The organism is Psychrobacter maritimus, assembly GCF_904846345.1.
In the GTDB taxonomy this organism is placed as follows: Bacteria; Pseudomonadota; Gammaproteobacteria; order Pseudomonadales; family Moraxellaceae; genus Psychrobacter; species Psychrobacter maritimus.
On record NZ_CAJHAJ010000009.1, the window covers coordinates 66,312 to 82,393 of the forward strand.

Here is a 16,082-nt window from a genome sequence, read left to right on the forward strand (position 1 = left end):
AAAAATAGAAACGATAGCTTGAATAAAACAGTCGTTTTATTATCAAGTATAAACCGACGACTGATGTATTAATGATTGACCGATAATAGGACTGCTGGCGATGACGGATTTAAATAAAGAGACTTTAGAAACTGTGCAAACTGGGCAAACTGGGAAAATAAAGAGTCGCAAGCCTAAACGTATCAGCGTGGGCGTTACGGCGGCATTGGCCGTTGGCGGTATTGCGCTTGCAACTCAGCAAGTACAGGCATTATCGGCGCTGGCTATCGTGAATGGTATCACCTCAAATGGCGGTGTTGGTGTCAGTAAAAATATTTTGTATGGCGATGAGCCCAATCAAGATTTAGATATTTATTATCCTAAACCTTTAACAAAAGCCATGAAGTCAAAAAACGTGACTGATGATAACGCTATTAATGACAGCTATCCGATGGTGGTTTTTGTCCATGGCGGTTCGTGGGAAAGTGGTAGTAAAGATGAATACGCCTTTGTTGGTCAAAGCTTGGCGCAAGCGGGCTATGTCACCGCAGTGATTAATTATCGTAAAGCCCCTGAGCATGTGTATCCTGATTACGTGCAAGATGCCGCGCAGGCCATCGCTTGGAGTTATAACAATGCCAAGAGCCTCCACGCTGACCCTAAGCGTTTGGCGGTGATAGGACATTCTGCGGGTGCATTTAACGCGGTTGCTGCTGTCGCCAATGAAGATTTTTTAGCACCTTATGGGGTAAAGTCAAAAGATATTGCTGCCGTAATTGGCATTGCGGGCCCTTATAGCTATGACTTTCGTAAATTCAGTAGTAGAACTGCCTTTGGATCAGATGCGACGCCAGAGACAGTGATGCCAGACCGCCAAATTAAAGGTGCGCAGCCACCGTATTTATTATTGACTGCCGAAAAAGACAAAATCGTCCATGTGACCAATACCACTAAAATGACACAGGCATTAAAAGCGGCGGGCGTTAAAGTGGAAGCAGGCGAAATCGCAGGCGCCAGTCATGCGACCAGTATCGGTGCGATGGCACCGCCATTACGCTGGGTCAATGATGTGCGCGCGCAAGTGCTCAGCTATCTTGATAAAACCCTTAAGTAGTTAATGTCACAAATAGTTAGCGCTCATTGATTACAGTACGTTTGCCGCTATGATAAATAGTTAAACGCAGTTGCGTAAGACAGTACTGTAAGATGGTCAAACTCTTGTTATAATGACGTTACTTTAATCCTATACCCTATTTAAACTTTAAGGCAGAATATTCTATGAGCATGAACGCTGACGATTTGATTGCATTTTTACAAACTCACTTCCCAGATGCTTTTATTCAAGCTGCCAATCAAGGTACCAAGTTTGATGTACGGGTGGTCGATGCCAGTTTTGAAGGCAAGCGCGCGGTTCAGCGTCAGCAAGCCGTTTACGCCTTGGTAAACGACAAGATTGCGAGCGGTGATATTCATGCGCTCAATATTCAAGCCTTAACGCCAGCCGAATGGGACGTTCAATCTCAAGGCTAACTCTTTTTACCTATGACTTTTATCTATGACCTGAACTTGTCGCACCGGCACTTTATATTGCGGGTTTTATCATTTCTGGTTTCTCATTATTTTTATACTTATCGCTAGGTTGTCACCTTATGGATCAATTTTTAATCACCGGTAGCAGTCGTATCGCAGGGGAAGTCACGATCTCAGGCGCCAAAAATGCCGCTTTGCCTTTACTTGCCGCTATGATTTTGGCCGAGACCCCAACGACATTGCATAACGTGCCATCGCTACAAGATGTGCGCACCTTGATTGAATTGATCGGTGGCATGGGCATTGATATTCAAAAGCAGGGCGATACTGTCACCTGCGATACCAAAAATATCGATAATTTTTATGCGCCGTATGATTTGGTAAAAACCATGCGTGCCTCGATTTTAGTCTTAGGCCCTTTACTGGCACGTTTCGGTGAAGCCGAAGTGTCATTGCCGGGCGGCTGCGCTATCGGCTCACGCCCTGTTGACCAGCATCTAAAGGCCTTTGAAGCCATGGGTGCTGAGATTAGCGTTGAGAATGGTTATGTCAAAGCGCAAGCGCCAAAAGGCGGCAAGCTTATCGGCTGTAACTTCTCTTTTGATATGATAACGGTTGGCGGTACTGAAAACGTTATTATGGCAGCCGCATTGGCCAAAGGGACGACAGTGCTTGGTAACTGCGCGCTTGAGCCAGAAGTGGTTGATTTGGCCAATATGCTGGTAGCGATGGGTGCTAAAATCAGCGGTATTGGTACTGCAACCATGACCATCGAAGGCGTTGAGCGCTTGCATGGTTGTGAGTATTCGGTGGTAGCAGACCGCATCGAAACAGGTTCTTACCTTGCTGGCGCTTTGATGACACGTGGTGATGTATTGGCCAAAAATACCTCGGCACTTTTATTAACGCCAGTGTTAGAAAAATTTGAAGACATGGGGGCGATTATTACCACCGGTGATGATTGGATTCGTGCACAAATGAAAGGTCGCCCATTACCGGTTAATATCCGTACTCAGCCGCATCCAGGTTTCCCAACCGATATGCAAGCGCAAGTGATGGCGATTGCTTGTCTTGCTGATGGCACCAGTACTTTTATCGAAAATATTTTTGAAAATCGTTATATGCACGTGCCTGAGCTTAACCGATTGGGCGCGTCTATCCAAGTAGACGGTCATGCGGCTGTCGTCACAGGTGTTGAATGCTTCACTGCTGCGCCTGTCATGGCAACGGATTTACGGGCGTCGATGTCATTGGTGATGGCTGCTGCTGCGGCTGAAGGCGAGAGCTTGATTGACCGCATTTACCATATTGATCGTGGTTATGAGCATGTCGAAGAAAAACTACGCGCCCTTGGGGTCAATATCGAACGCATTAATACCAACGACTAGAAGGGTTAATTAGCCGCTGTTATTGGTATTCACGTCTATTTATTAAACTTAATAATGCCTTTTAAGTAAGGCAACTAACTGTACACGGACACGAGTCATTATGACTGAAGCAAGCAATAGCCTTCCAACTGACGGCTTATTAAACGAAGTAAATGATGAGTTTTCAGGTTTGACACTTGCGCTATCAAAGGGTCGTATCTTAGAAGAAACGATGCCTTTGTTACGCGCTGCTGGTGTCGAATTATTAGAAGACCCTGAAGCGTCGCGCAAACTTATTTTTCCAACCTCAAACCCAAATGTACGTGTCTTAATTTTGCGTGCCAGTGACGTGCCAACTTATGTTGAACACGGTGCTGCTGATTTTGGCGTGGCGGGTAAAGATGTGTTGCTTGAGCATGGTGCCAATCACGTTTATGAATTGCTAGATTTGCAGATTGCCCAGTGTAAGCTGATGACCGCTGGCGTTAAAGGTGCGCCGCTGCCAAATCGTCGTCTGCGTATTGCGACTAAATACGTCAATGTTGCTCGTGCTTACTTTGCCAGCCAAGGTCAGCAAGTCGATGTGATTAAACTGTATGGGTCGATGGAGCTTGCACCATTAGTTGGTTTGGGTGACTTGATTGTTGACGTCGTCGATACTGGTAATACGCTACGCGCCAATGGACTGGAAGCGCGCGACCATATTTGCGATGTGTCGTCACGCCTGATTGTCAATCAAGTCAGCTATAAGCGTAAATTTGCCCTGCTTGAGCCGATTTTAGATAGCTTTAAAAACAGTATTGCCAGCGCTTCTTAAACCAATACTTGTTTGGTACTGATGCAACGCGCTTATCACACGCTAGCAATCATTGATAATATCAAGCACGGTTATACAAAATTTTAAACCAGTTTGGCGCTCTAGGATAGATATAGCGTGCTAAACTGGTTTTGTTGTATTTGCTTGCCAGAAAATAAAAGCTCAGTATAATCTGAGTCAGCCATCCATAAATACGCTGGAATACCAGCCTTTTTTATTTTCCCAATTGCCCTTTTATCCCATCTATTCTTTATAGCCGTATTTCATGCTCAACTATAGGATTAAGTCATGCGCCAACTAAGTACTCAAGATGCTGATTTTGACAGTCAACTGACCCAACTGCTTGCTTTTGAAACCGTGAACGATGTTGAATTGCTAAAAACCGTTGACGATATCATTGCAAAAGTACGTCATGGTGGCGATAGCGTGGTACTGGCCTTGACCCAACAGTTTGATCAGCATCCAGCGACGACGATACAAGAGCTAGAGCTGACTAAAGAGGCGCTTGCTGAAGCGTTTGCCAATCTTGACGATACCGTCAAAACGGCTTTGATGACCGCAGCGAGACGCGTACGAACATTCCATGAGCGCCAAGTGCAAGAAACTTGGCAATATGAAGACGAGCTTGGCAATCGCTTAGGTCAAAAAGTAACGCCGCTTGATCGCGTTGGTATTTATGTGCCCGGCGGTTTGGCATCTTATCCGTCTTCCGTATTGATGAATGCTATTCCTGCCAAAGTAGCTGGCGTTGCCGAGGTAATCATGGTGGTACCAGCGCCAAAAGGCGTGCTCAATCCATTGGTATTGGCCGCGGCGCATTTGGCACAAGTTGACCGCGTCTTTACCATCGGCGGTGCACAAGCCGTTGCTGCCTTGGCATACGGTACCGAAACGATACCGGCTGTAGACAAAATCACTGGCCCTGGTAACAAATACGTCGCTGCGGCAAAGCGGGCAGTATTTGGTCAAGTCGGTATCGATATGATTGCCGGCCCCTCTGAAGTATTGGTCTATGCAGAAGGCGAGGCGCAAGATCGCGCGGATTGGTTGGCGATGGATTTATTGTCACAAGCAGAGCATGACCGTATCGCCCAAGCTATCTTCGTGACCACATGTAGTAAGCAGCTTAAAGAAGTCGCTGCTGAGATTGAAAAAGCCTTGGCAGAGTTGCCAAAAGCCGATATCGCCCGTGATTCCCTAAAAAATCGTGGCGCGCTGATTTTGGTTAAAGACCGCGCGGAAGGTATGGCGGTGATTAATCGCGTTGCCCCTGAGCATTTAGAGTTGTCCGTCGATGAGCCTGATGCGTTACTTGATGATATTCGTCATGCTGGTGCTATCTTTATGGGTCGTCATACGCCTGAGGCGATTGGTGACTACTGTGCAGGTCCCAATCATGTATTGCCAACCTCTGGTACCGCGCGTTTTTCTTCGCCGCTCGGTGTTTATGACTTTCAAAAGAAATCATCGATTATTTATTGCAGTGAGGCGGGTAGTAAGCCGCTGGCTAAGACAGCAGATATTTTAGCGCAGCGTGAGGACTTAGAAGCCCATGCGCGCTCAGCCCGTTATCGTTATCAATAACAGCTATAGGTCGATGTAAGATTTGCTTTTGAGTTTTATTTTGAGAAGCTTTTTTAAGCATGTATGTTTAATGACTGCATTTACGAGATAGATTTAACAACTAATTTTTAAGAACTATATTTACAAATTATATTTAATAAAGATGTCTAATAATGATATGGCTAATAGTAGGATAATTTATGAGTGAGTTAAAGATAGACACCAGACTTTGGTCTTCTAAAGCGCGTAACTTGTCACCTTACGTTCCTGGTGAGCAGCCTCAACATGAAAATTTGTGCAAATTGAATACCAATGAAAATCCATTTCCGCCCTCACCAAAAGTCGGTGAGGCAATCGCAAAGGTTTTACAGCAGCAAGCAGATGACCTACGTTTATATCCTGCACCTGAGTCTGATGAGTTGCGTGCTGCCTTGGCCGAGTTATATAACCTTGATATCAATCAAGTGTTTGTCGGTAATGGCTCTGATGAAGTATTGGCGCTGGTATTTGCCAGCTTTTTCCTAAAAGAGCGCCCTGTTTTAGCGCCTGATATTAGCTATAGTTTCTACCCTGTTTATGCCAATACTTTTGGTATTGAGCTGGTACCAATTGCCCTAGAAGAAGACTTTAGTATCGACCCCGATGCCTATCGTCAGCCTTGTAGCGGTATCATCATCGCCAATCCTAATGCCCCAACCGGTTTATTATTATCGCTTGCTGATATTCGTAAGCTTGCTGGTGAGCACTCGAATTCAGTGATTGTGATTGACGAAGCTTATATCGATTTTGCGCAAAAAGAAGAGGGTAGCTTGGATACAGAAGTGTCAGCGGTTAGCCTGATTAATGAGTTTGATAATTTGCTCGTGACCCAAACCTTTTCAAAATCACGCTCGCTTGCCGGTTTACGTGTCGGTATGGCGTTTGGTAATGCGTCATTAATCGAAGCATTGACACGTATGAAAAATAGCTTTAATAGCTATCCGCTCGATAAGTTGGCGCAAGCGGGAGCGACCGCCAGCGTCTTAGATGTGGAATATTTTACCCAGACCTGCCAGCAAGTCATCGACTTACGCCAAGCGCTCACCGCCGAGCTGACGGCGCTCGATTATGAAGTGCTGCCATCGCACGCCAACTTTGTATTTGCCCGTCCAAAAGATGGTGAGGCAAGTGCGGTAGCCGGTACGTTACGCGAGCAAGGTATCATCGTGCGTCACTTTGATAAACCGCGTATCAATGAGTATCTACGTATTACCGTTGGTACAGCAGCGCAGAATCAGCGTTTGATTGACGCGTTAAAAGTATTGCAAGTAGAAGCTGAAAGCGTTGCTGAGTAATACCTTGTTTAAGATTTATACTTTAATGGTCTAAAGTAAAAACACCAAGTTATAGTCAGTTCAAAATAAAATCGATACGTTAATAGTTAGGTGCGACTGGTATAAATTTTCCTTGCTTGCTGCTATCACAGAGGCTACGAAAAATTCATCACAGTCGCACTGTGTCTGTTTTAAAGTGCATCTACTATATATGAATAAAAAAGCCTGCTCAACATGACGTGAGCAGGCTTTTTTATTGGTTTTTTCTTCATCTTTTAAATAAAGCTGAAGTTTATTTATCACTATTGTCTTGAGTTAAAACACCTAAAAGGTTACCAACTTTATCAAGGCATTCTTGATATTCAGCATCACAGTCAGACGCAACAGTGATGCCACCGCCTGCCCATAAGTTGACATGTCTTTCTTTTTTTCCTAGCTTATGATTTGATAAGTTATTTGCTTGCAAAGTACGTATCAATACATTCCATTGCCCGCTACCATCAAAGTTCATATAACCTAATGTGCCACAATAAGCACCGCGCGCTGCACCTTCTAACTCCGAGATAATTTCAACGGCGCGTTTTTTTGGTGTACCTGTGATGGAACCGGCGGGCAAACTGCCAAACAATACGGCAAGCGGGTGGGTAGCTGTCTTTAGCTCAGCGGTGATGGTGCTGACCATATGATGTACATTGCTAAAGCTTTCAATCGCAAATAATTGCGGCACTTTGACGCTGCCAATCTTGGCATATTTGCCCAAATCATTACGTAGCAAATCGACAATCATGACGTTTTCGGCACGGTCTTTTTCGCTATCGATAAGCTGCTGTTTATAAACATTATCTTGTTCAGTATTTAACCCACGCGGCATCGTACCTTTAATAGGTTTGGTGCGTATATGGTGCTTGCCAGTATTATCGTCTTTAATAAAGGTAAAAAATAATTCAGGCGAGCAGCTTAACAATTCAAATTGATGGTCTGGCGTATTAACGCTGATTTTACTATTAAAATCATTAACCGCTAAATACCCTGCAAACGGCGCATGGGTATTACGATGCAAGGCAGGTAAATAATCAATAAGCATCGGTGTGACATTATCAGTGAGGTTTTGATTAAAAGCGCCTTGCCATTGTTGGGTGAGATTGATTTGATAGCAGTCACCTTGTTGCAGATAGTTTTGCGTTTTATCAAAGGCTTGCTGATAATCCCGCTTACTCCATTGCGCCTTTAATAATAAAGGCGTCGTTTTATATGATTCTTCGAGCACTGACTTTTCGAATGTTTGGTTAGATAATTCCTTATCCATTATATCTAAATATGAGATAAGCGCTTTAACCAGTACGCCTTTTTGTTCGTCATCAGTATCAGTATCAGTGACGCTGTCTTTTATAGTGAGCTGCCAGCTCGTTTGCTCAGCGTTTGGTGTCAAGTAGATATCATAATGTCCTAAGGCGGCACAAGGCTGCGCTGCGAGCTTTATTCGCGCGGCTGGGCTAAGCTCATAAGCGGCGATATCATAACCAATAAAGCCTATTAATCCATGCTGATAACTTAGCTGCTTATCATGATCTTCAATCGACAGAGAATCCTTATCATAAGTATCATCTGCGTCATGAGCCTGACTATAAGCAATCAAATCCTCTTGCCAGTCGCTATAACTCATATAACTGCTAGTAATAGCCTGATTGGTTTTATCATGACTATATAAGCCATCACGGCAATTTTTTATGACTTTATAGATGTTCGGTTGTTGATTAGGCAATTTAGAATCAGAAAGATAATAAACCGACCAGCTCATTTTTGGTAATAAACCAATCACAGGGCGTCCATCGTTATTCAGCCAAACCAATTGCCAGTTTGCGTTAGGATTTTGTCCATACAGATGACGCTTTAGTTTTGGCAGTAACTCTGCGGCAGACAGATCACCAAAACGCCAGCTAGTTTGAGGAGCTGGCGATGGGGCAGATGCTGTCTGCTCAGTTTTAAGATGCGGTGCTACGAGCATAGTTAGGCGTCAAACTTTTTAATAATTAAGGTAGCATTAGTACCGCCAAAGCCAAAGCTATTGCTCATAAGCGTTTCAAGCTCAACATCACGCTTTTCAGTGACAATATCAAAGCCTTCAGCAGCAGGGTCTAATTCTGTAATATTGATACTTGGGGCAATAAAGCCTTCTTGTAGCATCAGTAAGCAATAAATCAATTCTTGCGCGCCGACTGCACCGAGGCTATGACCGGTCATTGACTTGGTTGAGCTGATAGCAGGTACTTGATTGACATCGTCACCAAATACTTTGGCAATGGCTTTAAGCTCAGTCACATCCCCTAGCGGCGTACTGGTACCGTGGCTATTGATGTAGTCAACGCTTTCTAAGCCTGCTTCAGCAAGGGCGAGTTGCATACAGCGGACAGCGCCTTCACCACTTGGCGCGACCATTTCAGCGCCATCAGAGCTGGCACCATAACCGACGATTTCAGCTAAGATATTGGCACCGCGCGCTTGGGCGTGCTCAAGACTTTCAACCACGACCATCGCGCCGCCTGCTGCAATCACAAAACCATCACGGTTTTTATCATACGCTCTAGAGGCAAGTATCGGCGTGTCATTATACTGCGTACTGACTGCGCCCATGGCATCAAACATACAAGACTGCGTCCAATGTTCCGCTTCACTACCGCCAGCAAGTATCACATCGGCTTTACCAAGTTGGATAAGCTCAGCAGCATGACCGATACAATGCGTTGATGTTGCGCAAGCAGAAGATAACGAGTAGGAGATACCTTGGATTTTCAAACCCGTTGCCAGCGCCGCTGATACCGAGCTGCCCATGGTTTTTGGCACCGCCATCGCACCGACACCGCGCAGACCTTTTTCACGCATCGCATCGATGGCATTAACGATATTTTCGGTTGATGCGCCGCCTGAGCTTGCGACCACACCCACACGCGGATTATTGTTGATGGTCTCAAGCGAGAGGCCTGACTGCTCAATGGCGTCTAAAGCGCTAACATAAGCATAAAGGCTTGCGTCACTAAAAAAACGCTTCAATTTACGGTCAATGCCCGACGTATCAAGTTCTGACTTATCAATACTACCGCTAACGTGTGATTTAAAGTCGTGCTCAGCATACGATTCATTGAACGTAATACCTGAGCGCCCTTGTTTAAGAGCATCGGTGACAGTCGCCAAATCATGTCCGATACAAGAGACTATCCCTGCTCCAGTGATAACAACGCGGCGCATATACTATTCCTTATGAGTAACGATTTTTTGATAATTACCTTTAACAATCGCTTTTAAATATTTACTGCTATTATCTAACATCCAAACCCTTTATCGTTGCTAATAAAATTAATAAATAAGGTTTTGGACGCTAAATGCTTATTTGACAGTCATTATAATGGTTAGAATAAAACACTATTCTTTATAGATACTACTTTATAAATACTGCTCGCTAAATAAAAGTACAACTGTACTTTGAATTATGGCCTATGATAACGTATCAAGGGTTTAAAATCTTGGCGTAAGTGTAAAATAACGACAAAACCACGCTTATTATTAAAAATAAACAGTCAGTATTCTCGTAGGATTAGCACGGTGTGCGCCTCATGATTATGAGGCTAAAAGGTGAGATTATAAATAGCATAAACTCATTTCAGCTACAGCGCATTTAGTTATATACTAAAGTCCTTGGCAGCCATAGATAAGGGATACTTTTAGATACAAAACTGGCGCTGGCGATAACATTGTTGGCACTGACAGCCATTATCAGCGTTCGCTAGAATGGCATTCAATTTAAAAAGTATCTGTTTAAAAAGTATCTATAAATAATATTAATAACAAACACTCATCATATTAAGGACATCAAGATGGCAAAGCGTAGCACTCTATATAAAGGCATTAGCAGCGTTGGCTCTTTTACCCGCAATAATCTAGAACGTATGGGCGCGATGATTGATAGCGTCAATGCTAAGAGTGGCAAACCGCGTCAATTTAAAGCGGTAAATCTAGGCGATGAAGACTATCAACAAGATTTATTCCGTGAGCAAACATTAAAAGCAACGCAGCAATTATTGGGTAACCGCTTTGCTACTTATGGTAAATACGCCAAAAAAGTAGTACCAAACAGTTTGTTTGAATCAACGGTTGATGGTGCTTTTGCCCAAGTCGCTAAGCTTGCTGCCAACTGGAGTCAGATTGACCTGCCAAATCAGCATCGCTTTGCCAATATCGCAAGCTTGGACGACGAAGAGCGTTATGCATTAGCGACTGATATTGCCAATCAAAACCGTGCTTTGGCAACGATAGGTGGCTTGACCGGTTTGGCTGGATTGCCAGGTTTGCTTGCTGATACCTTGTGGTTGTTATTGGTATCATTACGTACTGTCTATCAGTTGGGTGCTGTTTATAACAAGCCGTTAACGGGTAAGCAAGGCGTCAAGATGGCTTATGAGCTGCTTGCCAATGCTGACTTAAGTAAGATGCAAGAAAAACAAGCCTTACTAGCAGGTCTTGGTATCGGTAAAGGCTTACTCGACAATGCGCAAAACAGCGGTCTGCACAATGAGCTGAAAAACTTAGGCTTGCAGAATAAAAGCGTCAATTTTTATGCTGAGCAAGTAGATAGCATTGCCAGTCAGGTTGGCATTGATTTAGACCAAATTAACTTGTCATGGATACGCCGCTTCTTACCAGTGACCGCTGTGATTATTGGTATGCGCTATAACAGTCAGCTGATTGATGAAGTGATTGGCGTGGCGCAAGCGACTTTTGCCCCTGAAGCCAAACTTGCTAACCGTGCGATTACCGACGATAGCAGTAGTGAAGTCGAAGTGAGCAAACCTGCTAGCGATGATAAACAGCAAGATACTGAGAAAAAAAATACTGAGAAAAATGCTAAGAAAGAGTCAGGCGAAGATACTGACAGCAAAAAAGAATCCGCTAAAGGCAATGATAAAGAAGTCGCGGAAGAAACCGAAAAAGTAAGCGATAAAAAAGACGCTAAAAAGGGTAGTGCGGACAAAGCGGCGGACAAGCAAAGCAAATAGAAATAATGTCGCCGCTTTATGAGCTTAGTACTTCGTTGTTTTTTAATTTATCTTTTACTATATTTTAAGTACGGTGCGCATTTAGTGCTAAAATGGGCGGTGCTCTCTTTTTTCCATTGAGCTTTTACTCATTAAGATTTATCTCATTAAATATGAGATAATCTTTAACAATAAGCTTGAAAAATAAGATAGCATCGCCATTTAGCTCTCATAAATTGCTATTTGTTTATTTCTAAATATCTTATCTGAACGATGTATGACGCTACTTTCGATACCATATTTAACAAACTGCTTTTTAGCCAGGTTTTAACTAAAAACAGATAAAGTGGTATAGTGGTAGGCGTAATGCATATCTATCGAATGTTGTAAAGTACAATCACTCATAAGTGGTTGAAATAGCAGCAACAACTCTTTATAATACACTGTCCTAAAAATGGGTGTTCCGAAATCTGTCGTTAATGTCAGATGGTTGGCGCATTGCCCCATTTTTTTGTTTTATACCAAACGGGAGAAGGATGCCTCATGGCAACAACTAACCAATTGATTCGTAAAGGTCGCAAAACCATCAAGGAAAAGTCAAAAGTTCCTGCGTTGGAAGCGTGCCCACAACGCCGTGGTGTATGTACTCGCGTATATACTACTACCCCTAAAAAACCTAACTCAGCCATGCGTAAAGTATGTCGTGTACGTTTGACTTCAGGCTATGAAGTATCAAGCTACATCGGCGGCGAAGGTCATAACCTACAAGAGCACAGTGTTGTTCTTATCCGTGGTGGTCGTGTAAAAGATCTACCAGGTGTACGTTATCACACCGTTCGTGGTGCACTAGATTGCGCAGGCGTTAAAGACCGTAAACAAGGTCGTTCTAAATATGGTGCTAAGAAGCCTAAAGCTTAATAACTAAATGTTATTAACTAAGCTTTTTTGTATCACCCATTAACTGTGCATGGGTCTGGTGTTAACGGTATTTTGTTAAATTAATGATTTGCTGTTATAACATACCGCCATGCAGTAAGGCTGACTGACAACTCGATATAACGCCATCCAATATTAATTGGTGCGAGATTGTGAATGTCAGACACTCCTGAAGAAAAGGATTATTATTATGCCAAGACGTCGCGTCGTTGCTACCCGTGAGATCCTACCGGATCCTAAGTTTGGTAGCCAAACTGTTGCAAAATTCATCAACCATGTCATGAGTCATGGTAAAAAATCTACTGCTGAGCGTATCGTTTACGGTGCTCTTGAAACAGTTAGCGAAAAACGTAAGATCGAAGACCCAGTCGCTTTCTTTGAAGAAGTTCTAGAAAACGTCCGTCCAATGGTCGAAGTAAAAGCTCGCCGTGTCGGTGGTGCAACCTACCAAGTACCAATGGAAGTACGCCCCTCCCGTCGTACTGCCTTGGCTATGCGTTGGTTAGCTGAAGCTGCTGCTAAGCGTTCTGAAAAATCAATGGCTTTGCGTCTTGCAGGCGAATTGAATGATGCTGCTGACGGCAAAGGTAATGCTATGAAAAAGCGTGACGAAGTTCACCGCATGGCAGATGCTAACAAAGCATTCTCTCATTACCGTTTCTAAGCTGGTCTTATCTTTTAATTCTAGCCTAGACGCTTAGGATTAACGGTTTTGGCCAGTTAATCCTTGTATTGTTGATTTATTCTATTGATTGCCGCCATCATCATTGGGTTGTTTAATTATTCTCATCGTAAGGTGATTGAATCGTTAAACCACTTAGATGGCGGACATCTGTCAAGATGCTGTTCTGAAAGGGATACTATTTCGAGAAGCCTGCAAACTTACAAAGCTTGCAACGCTCACAAAGAAAGTTTCCTGAGTTTGATGCCGCTATATTCTTATATTTACTCTTTTTTTGTCCGTATTTGGCCCAATAATCAGTAAGTAATATTACGAAGCCCGATGGCTTTGTCATAGAGAGTATGAGGTAGAGACACAACACATTATTATATACACGAATTTCCCTAGGAAAACACTATGGCTCGTAAAACTCCCCTAAAGCGCTATCGCAATATTGGTATCTCAGCGCATATTGATGCTGGTAAGACGACCACAACTGAACGTGTTTTGTTCTATACTGGTGTTAGCCACAAGCTTGGCGAAACCCATGATGGTGCAGCTACCATGGACTTTATGGAGCAAGAACAAGAGCGCGGTATTACCATTGCTTCTGCGGCGACGACTTGTTTTTGGTCAGGTATGGCAAAACAGTTCGACGAACATCGCATTAACATCATTGACACCCCAGGTCACGTTGACTTCACGATTGAAGTTGAACGTTCTATGCGTGTACTTGATGGCGCGTGCATGGTTTACTGTGCAGTAGGCGGCGTTCAGCCACAGTCTGAGACCGTATGGCGTCAGGCAAACAAATATAAAGTACCACGCTTAGCATTCATTAACAAAATGGATCGTGTTGGTGCTGATTTCTACCGTGTGGTAGAACAGATCAAAACTCGTCTAGGCGGCAAAGCTGTACCATTGGTTATTCCAATTGGTAAAGAAGATGACTTTGAAGGCGTTGTGGATCTAGTGACCATGAAAGCCATCTATTGGGACGAAGCGTCTCAAGGTATGGAATATGATGAGCGCGAAATCCCAGTAGAACTACAAGAAAAAGCGGAAGAATATCGTGAGTATCTAGTAGAGAATGCGGCTGAAGCATCAGAAGAATTGATGAATGAATACCTAGAAAATGGTGAATTGACGGTAGAGCAGATTCATGGCGCTATTCGTAAACTAACTATTGATAACGAAATCATTCCACTTCTTTGTGGTACTGCCTTTAAAAACAAAGGTGTACAGAAGATGTTGGATGCAGTTATTCAGTATCTACCTGCGCCAATGGACGTACCGGCTATTAAAGGTATCCTTGATGACAAAGACGAGTCTGAAGGCTTCCGCGAAGCGTCTGATGACGAGCCGTTTGCAGCACTAGCGTTCAAAATCATGAACGATAAGTTCGTTGGTAACTTAACCTTCGTTCGTGTTTATTCAGGTGTTCTAAAGCAAGGCAGTAGCGTTTATAACCCTGTTAAAATGAAGCGTGAGCGTGTTGGCCGTATCGTTCAGATGATGGCAGATGCTCAGGTAGAGCTACAAGAGATCCGTACAGGTGACATCGCAGCATTAGTAGGTATGAAAGACGTGACCACTGGTGATACGCTATGTGATGAGCAAAATGTTATCACGCTAGAGCGTATGGAATTCCCAGATCCAGTTATCAGCCTAGCGGTTGAGCCTAAGACTAAAGCTGACCAAGAAAAAATGTCAATTGCTTTGGGTCGTTTGGCAAAAGAAGATCCATCATTCCGTGTACATACTGACGAAGAGTCGGGTCAGACTATCATCAGTGGTATGGGTGAGCTACATTTGGAAATTCTTGTTGACCGTATGAAGCGTGAGTTTAACGTTGAAGCAAACATCGGTGCGCCGCAGGTTGCTTATCGTGAAACGATTCGTAACACGGTTGAACAAGAAGGCAAATTCGTACGTCAAACTGGTGGTCGTGGTAAGTTCGGTCACGTTTGGTTACGTCTTGAGCCTCTGGATCCAGCGGGCGAAGTTCTATATGAATTCTCTGAAGAAGTTGTTGGTGGTACAGTACCAAAAGAATTCCACGGTGCGGTTGATAAAGGTATTCAAGAGCGCATGAAAAACGGCGTACTTGCTGGTTACCCAATCGTTGGCGTTAAAGCAACCTTGTATGATGGTTCTTACCATGATGTTGACTCGGATGAGTTATCATTTAAAATGGCTGGTTCTATCGCATTCCGTAAAGGCTTCATGGCGGCAAACCCAACCCTACTTGAGCCAGTAATGAAAGTAGAAGTTGAAACTCCTGAAGACTACATGGGCGATATCATGGGCGATCTTAACCGTCGTCGCGGTATGGTTCAAGGCATGGAAGACTTGCCTGGCGGTACTAAACAGATTCGTGCTGAAGTACCATTAGCGGAAATGTTTGGTTATGCCACACAAATGCGCTCAATGTCACAAGGCCGTGCAACCTATTCAATGGAATTCCAAAAGTACGCTGAGATTCCAAAATCAGTTGCAGAATCTATCATCTCTAAATTCAACTCTAAAGATGATGACGAGTAAATAATACGTATTAATCTGACAATATCGGGCATATCTCTGTATTGTCAGTAGAGAATGCGCCAATAATTGGTTAAAAGACTTGTTATTGGCCGCGATTTTCTTATAATATCTGCACATTAGTATGTGCACCCTTTTAACAACTATTTTAATGTGGCCAGTAATGCTTTAACCCTAGTACGTAAAATGTCGTACTTATATAAGTTAAGCACTGACCCCAAAAAAAAGAGGAAATACCCATGGCAAAGGCCAAGTTTGAACGCAGCAAGCCACACGTCAACGTCGGTACCATCGGACACGTTGACCACGGTAAAACAACCCTAACCGCCGCTATCGCAACCGTAGCAG

Annotated in this window: 13 protein-coding genes; 11 read left to right on the forward strand and 2 right to left on the reverse strand. The window is 43.6% G+C overall.

From position 1 onward, the window contains the following. The first annotated feature begins 100 nt into the window (after nucleotides 1–100). The 6 genes from JMX50_RS11415 to hisC all read left to right on the forward strand — a co-directional run bounded on the left by JMX50_RS11415 (nucleotide 101) and on the right by hisC (nucleotide 6,590). Nucleotides 101–1,093, forward strand: a complete 993-nt coding sequence (locus JMX50_RS11415) for an alpha/beta hydrolase (protein ID WP_201629603.1) — start codon at nucleotides 101–103, stop codon at nucleotides 1,091–1,093. A gap of 164 nt (nucleotides 1,094–1,257) precedes the next feature. Further along, nucleotides 1,258–1,509 (forward strand): BolA family protein, encoded by a 252-nt coding sequence (locus JMX50_RS11420; protein ID WP_011514505.1) that lies wholly within the window; start codon nucleotides 1,258–1,260, stop codon nucleotides 1,507–1,509. A 119-nt stretch (nucleotides 1,510–1,628) separates the two neighbouring features. Further along, on the forward strand, nucleotides 1,629–2,897 hold the full coding sequence (gene murA / locus JMX50_RS11425) for a UDP-N-acetylglucosamine 1-carboxyvinyltransferase (protein WP_201565732.1): 1,269 nt from the start codon (nucleotides 1,629–1,631) through the stop codon (nucleotides 2,895–2,897). Nucleotides 2,898–2,997: 100 nt separating this feature from the next. Further along, nucleotides 2,998–3,693, forward strand: coding sequence for an ATP phosphoribosyltransferase (hisG, locus tag JMX50_RS11430; protein WP_201619273.1), 696 nt, complete (start codon nucleotides 2,998–3,000; stop codon nucleotides 3,691–3,693). A gap of 288 nt (nucleotides 3,694–3,981) precedes the next feature. After that, complete coding sequence (gene hisD, locus JMX50_RS11435; RefSeq protein WP_201629604.1) at nucleotides 3,982–5,277, forward strand: histidinol dehydrogenase; 1,296 nt, start codon at nucleotides 3,982–3,984, stop codon at nucleotides 5,275–5,277. Nucleotides 5,278–5,456: 179 nt separating this feature from the next. Beyond that, complete coding sequence (gene hisC, locus JMX50_RS11440; protein ID WP_201629605.1) at nucleotides 5,457–6,590, forward strand: histidinol-phosphate transaminase; 1,134 nt, start codon at nucleotides 5,457–5,459, stop codon at nucleotides 6,588–6,590. Nucleotides 6,591–6,861: 271 nt separating this feature from the next. Here hisC and JMX50_RS11445 read toward each other — a convergent pair whose 3' ends face one another. Beyond that, nucleotides 6,862–8,574: an anthranilate synthase component I family protein gene (locus JMX50_RS11445; protein ID WP_201629606.1), complete on the reverse strand. Its 1,713-nt coding sequence runs from the start codon at nucleotides 8,572–8,574 to the stop codon at nucleotides 6,862–6,864. Between the two features lie 2 nt (nucleotides 8,575–8,576). Continuing rightward, nucleotides 8,577–9,812, reverse strand: coding sequence for a beta-ketoacyl-ACP synthase II (locus JMX50_RS11450; protein ID WP_201629607.1), 1,236 nt, complete (start codon nucleotides 9,810–9,812; stop codon nucleotides 8,577–8,579). 626 nt (nucleotides 9,813–10,438) lie between these two features. On the opposite strand from JMX50_RS11450, the gene JMX50_RS11455 reads away from it, so the two are divergent. The 5 genes from JMX50_RS11455 to JMX50_RS11475 form a co-directional block, all read left to right on the forward strand. After that, nucleotides 10,439–11,617, forward strand: coding sequence for a DNA-directed RNA polymerase I subunit RPA34 (locus JMX50_RS11455; protein ID WP_201629608.1), 1,179 nt, complete (start codon nucleotides 10,439–10,441; stop codon nucleotides 11,615–11,617). 522 nt (nucleotides 11,618–12,139) lie between these two features. Beyond that, a complete protein-coding gene (rpsL, locus tag JMX50_RS11460; protein WP_183621325.1) occupies nucleotides 12,140–12,514 on the forward strand; it encodes a 30S ribosomal protein S12 in 375 nt (124 codons plus the stop codon). Nucleotides 12,515–12,722: 208 nt separating this feature from the next. After that, complete coding sequence (gene rpsG, locus JMX50_RS11465; RefSeq protein ID WP_183621326.1) at nucleotides 12,723–13,196, forward strand: 30S ribosomal protein S7; 474 nt, start codon at nucleotides 12,723–12,725, stop codon at nucleotides 13,194–13,196. Nucleotides 13,197–13,610: 414 nt separating this feature from the next. Further along, nucleotides 13,611–15,737, forward strand: coding sequence for an elongation factor G (fusA, locus tag JMX50_RS11470; RefSeq protein ID WP_201629609.1), 2,127 nt, complete (start codon nucleotides 13,611–13,613; stop codon nucleotides 15,735–15,737). 236 nt (nucleotides 15,738–15,973) lie between these two features. Next, a partial coding sequence (locus JMX50_RS11475) for a GTP-binding protein (protein ID WP_227671040.1) occupies nucleotides 15,974–16,082 on the forward strand: 109 nt, incomplete at its 3' end.

Coding starts and splice junctions, on each gene's coding strand:
- rpsG (WP_183621326.1), top strand. CDS start 12,723: ATGCCAAGACGTCGCGTCGTTGCTACCCGTGAGATCCTACCGGATCCT.
- hisG (WP_201619273.1), top strand. CDS start 2,998: ATGACTGAAGCAAGCAATAGCCTTCCAACTGACGGCTTATTAAACGAA.
- hisC (WP_201629605.1), top strand. CDS start 5,457: ATGAGTGAGTTAAAGATAGACACCAGACTTTGGTCTTCTAAAGCGCGT.
- JMX50_RS11415 (WP_201629603.1), top strand. CDS start 101: ATGACGGATTTAAATAAAGAGACTTTAGAAACTGTGCAAACTGGGCAA.
- murA (WP_201565732.1), top strand. CDS start 1,629: ATGGATCAATTTTTAATCACCGGTAGCAGTCGTATCGCAGGGGAAGTC.
- JMX50_RS11420 (WP_011514505.1), top strand. CDS start 1,258: ATGAGCATGAACGCTGACGATTTGATTGCATTTTTACAAACTCACTTC.
- rpsL (WP_183621325.1), top strand. CDS start 12,140: ATGGCAACAACTAACCAATTGATTCGTAAAGGTCGCAAAACCATCAAG.
- fusA (WP_201629609.1), top strand. CDS start 13,611: ATGGCTCGTAAAACTCCCCTAAAGCGCTATCGCAATATTGGTATCTCA.
- JMX50_RS11445 (WP_201629606.1), bottom strand. CDS start 8,574: ATGCTCGTAGCACCGCATCTTAAAACTGAGCAGACAGCATCTGCCCCA.
- JMX50_RS11455 (WP_201629608.1), top strand. CDS start 10,439: ATGGCAAAGCGTAGCACTCTATATAAAGGCATTAGCAGCGTTGGCTCT.
- hisD (WP_201629604.1), top strand. CDS start 3,982: ATGCGCCAACTAAGTACTCAAGATGCTGATTTTGACAGTCAACTGACC.
- JMX50_RS11450 (WP_201629607.1), bottom strand. CDS start 9,812: ATGCGCCGCGTTGTTATCACTGGAGCAGGGATAGTCTCTTGTATCGGA.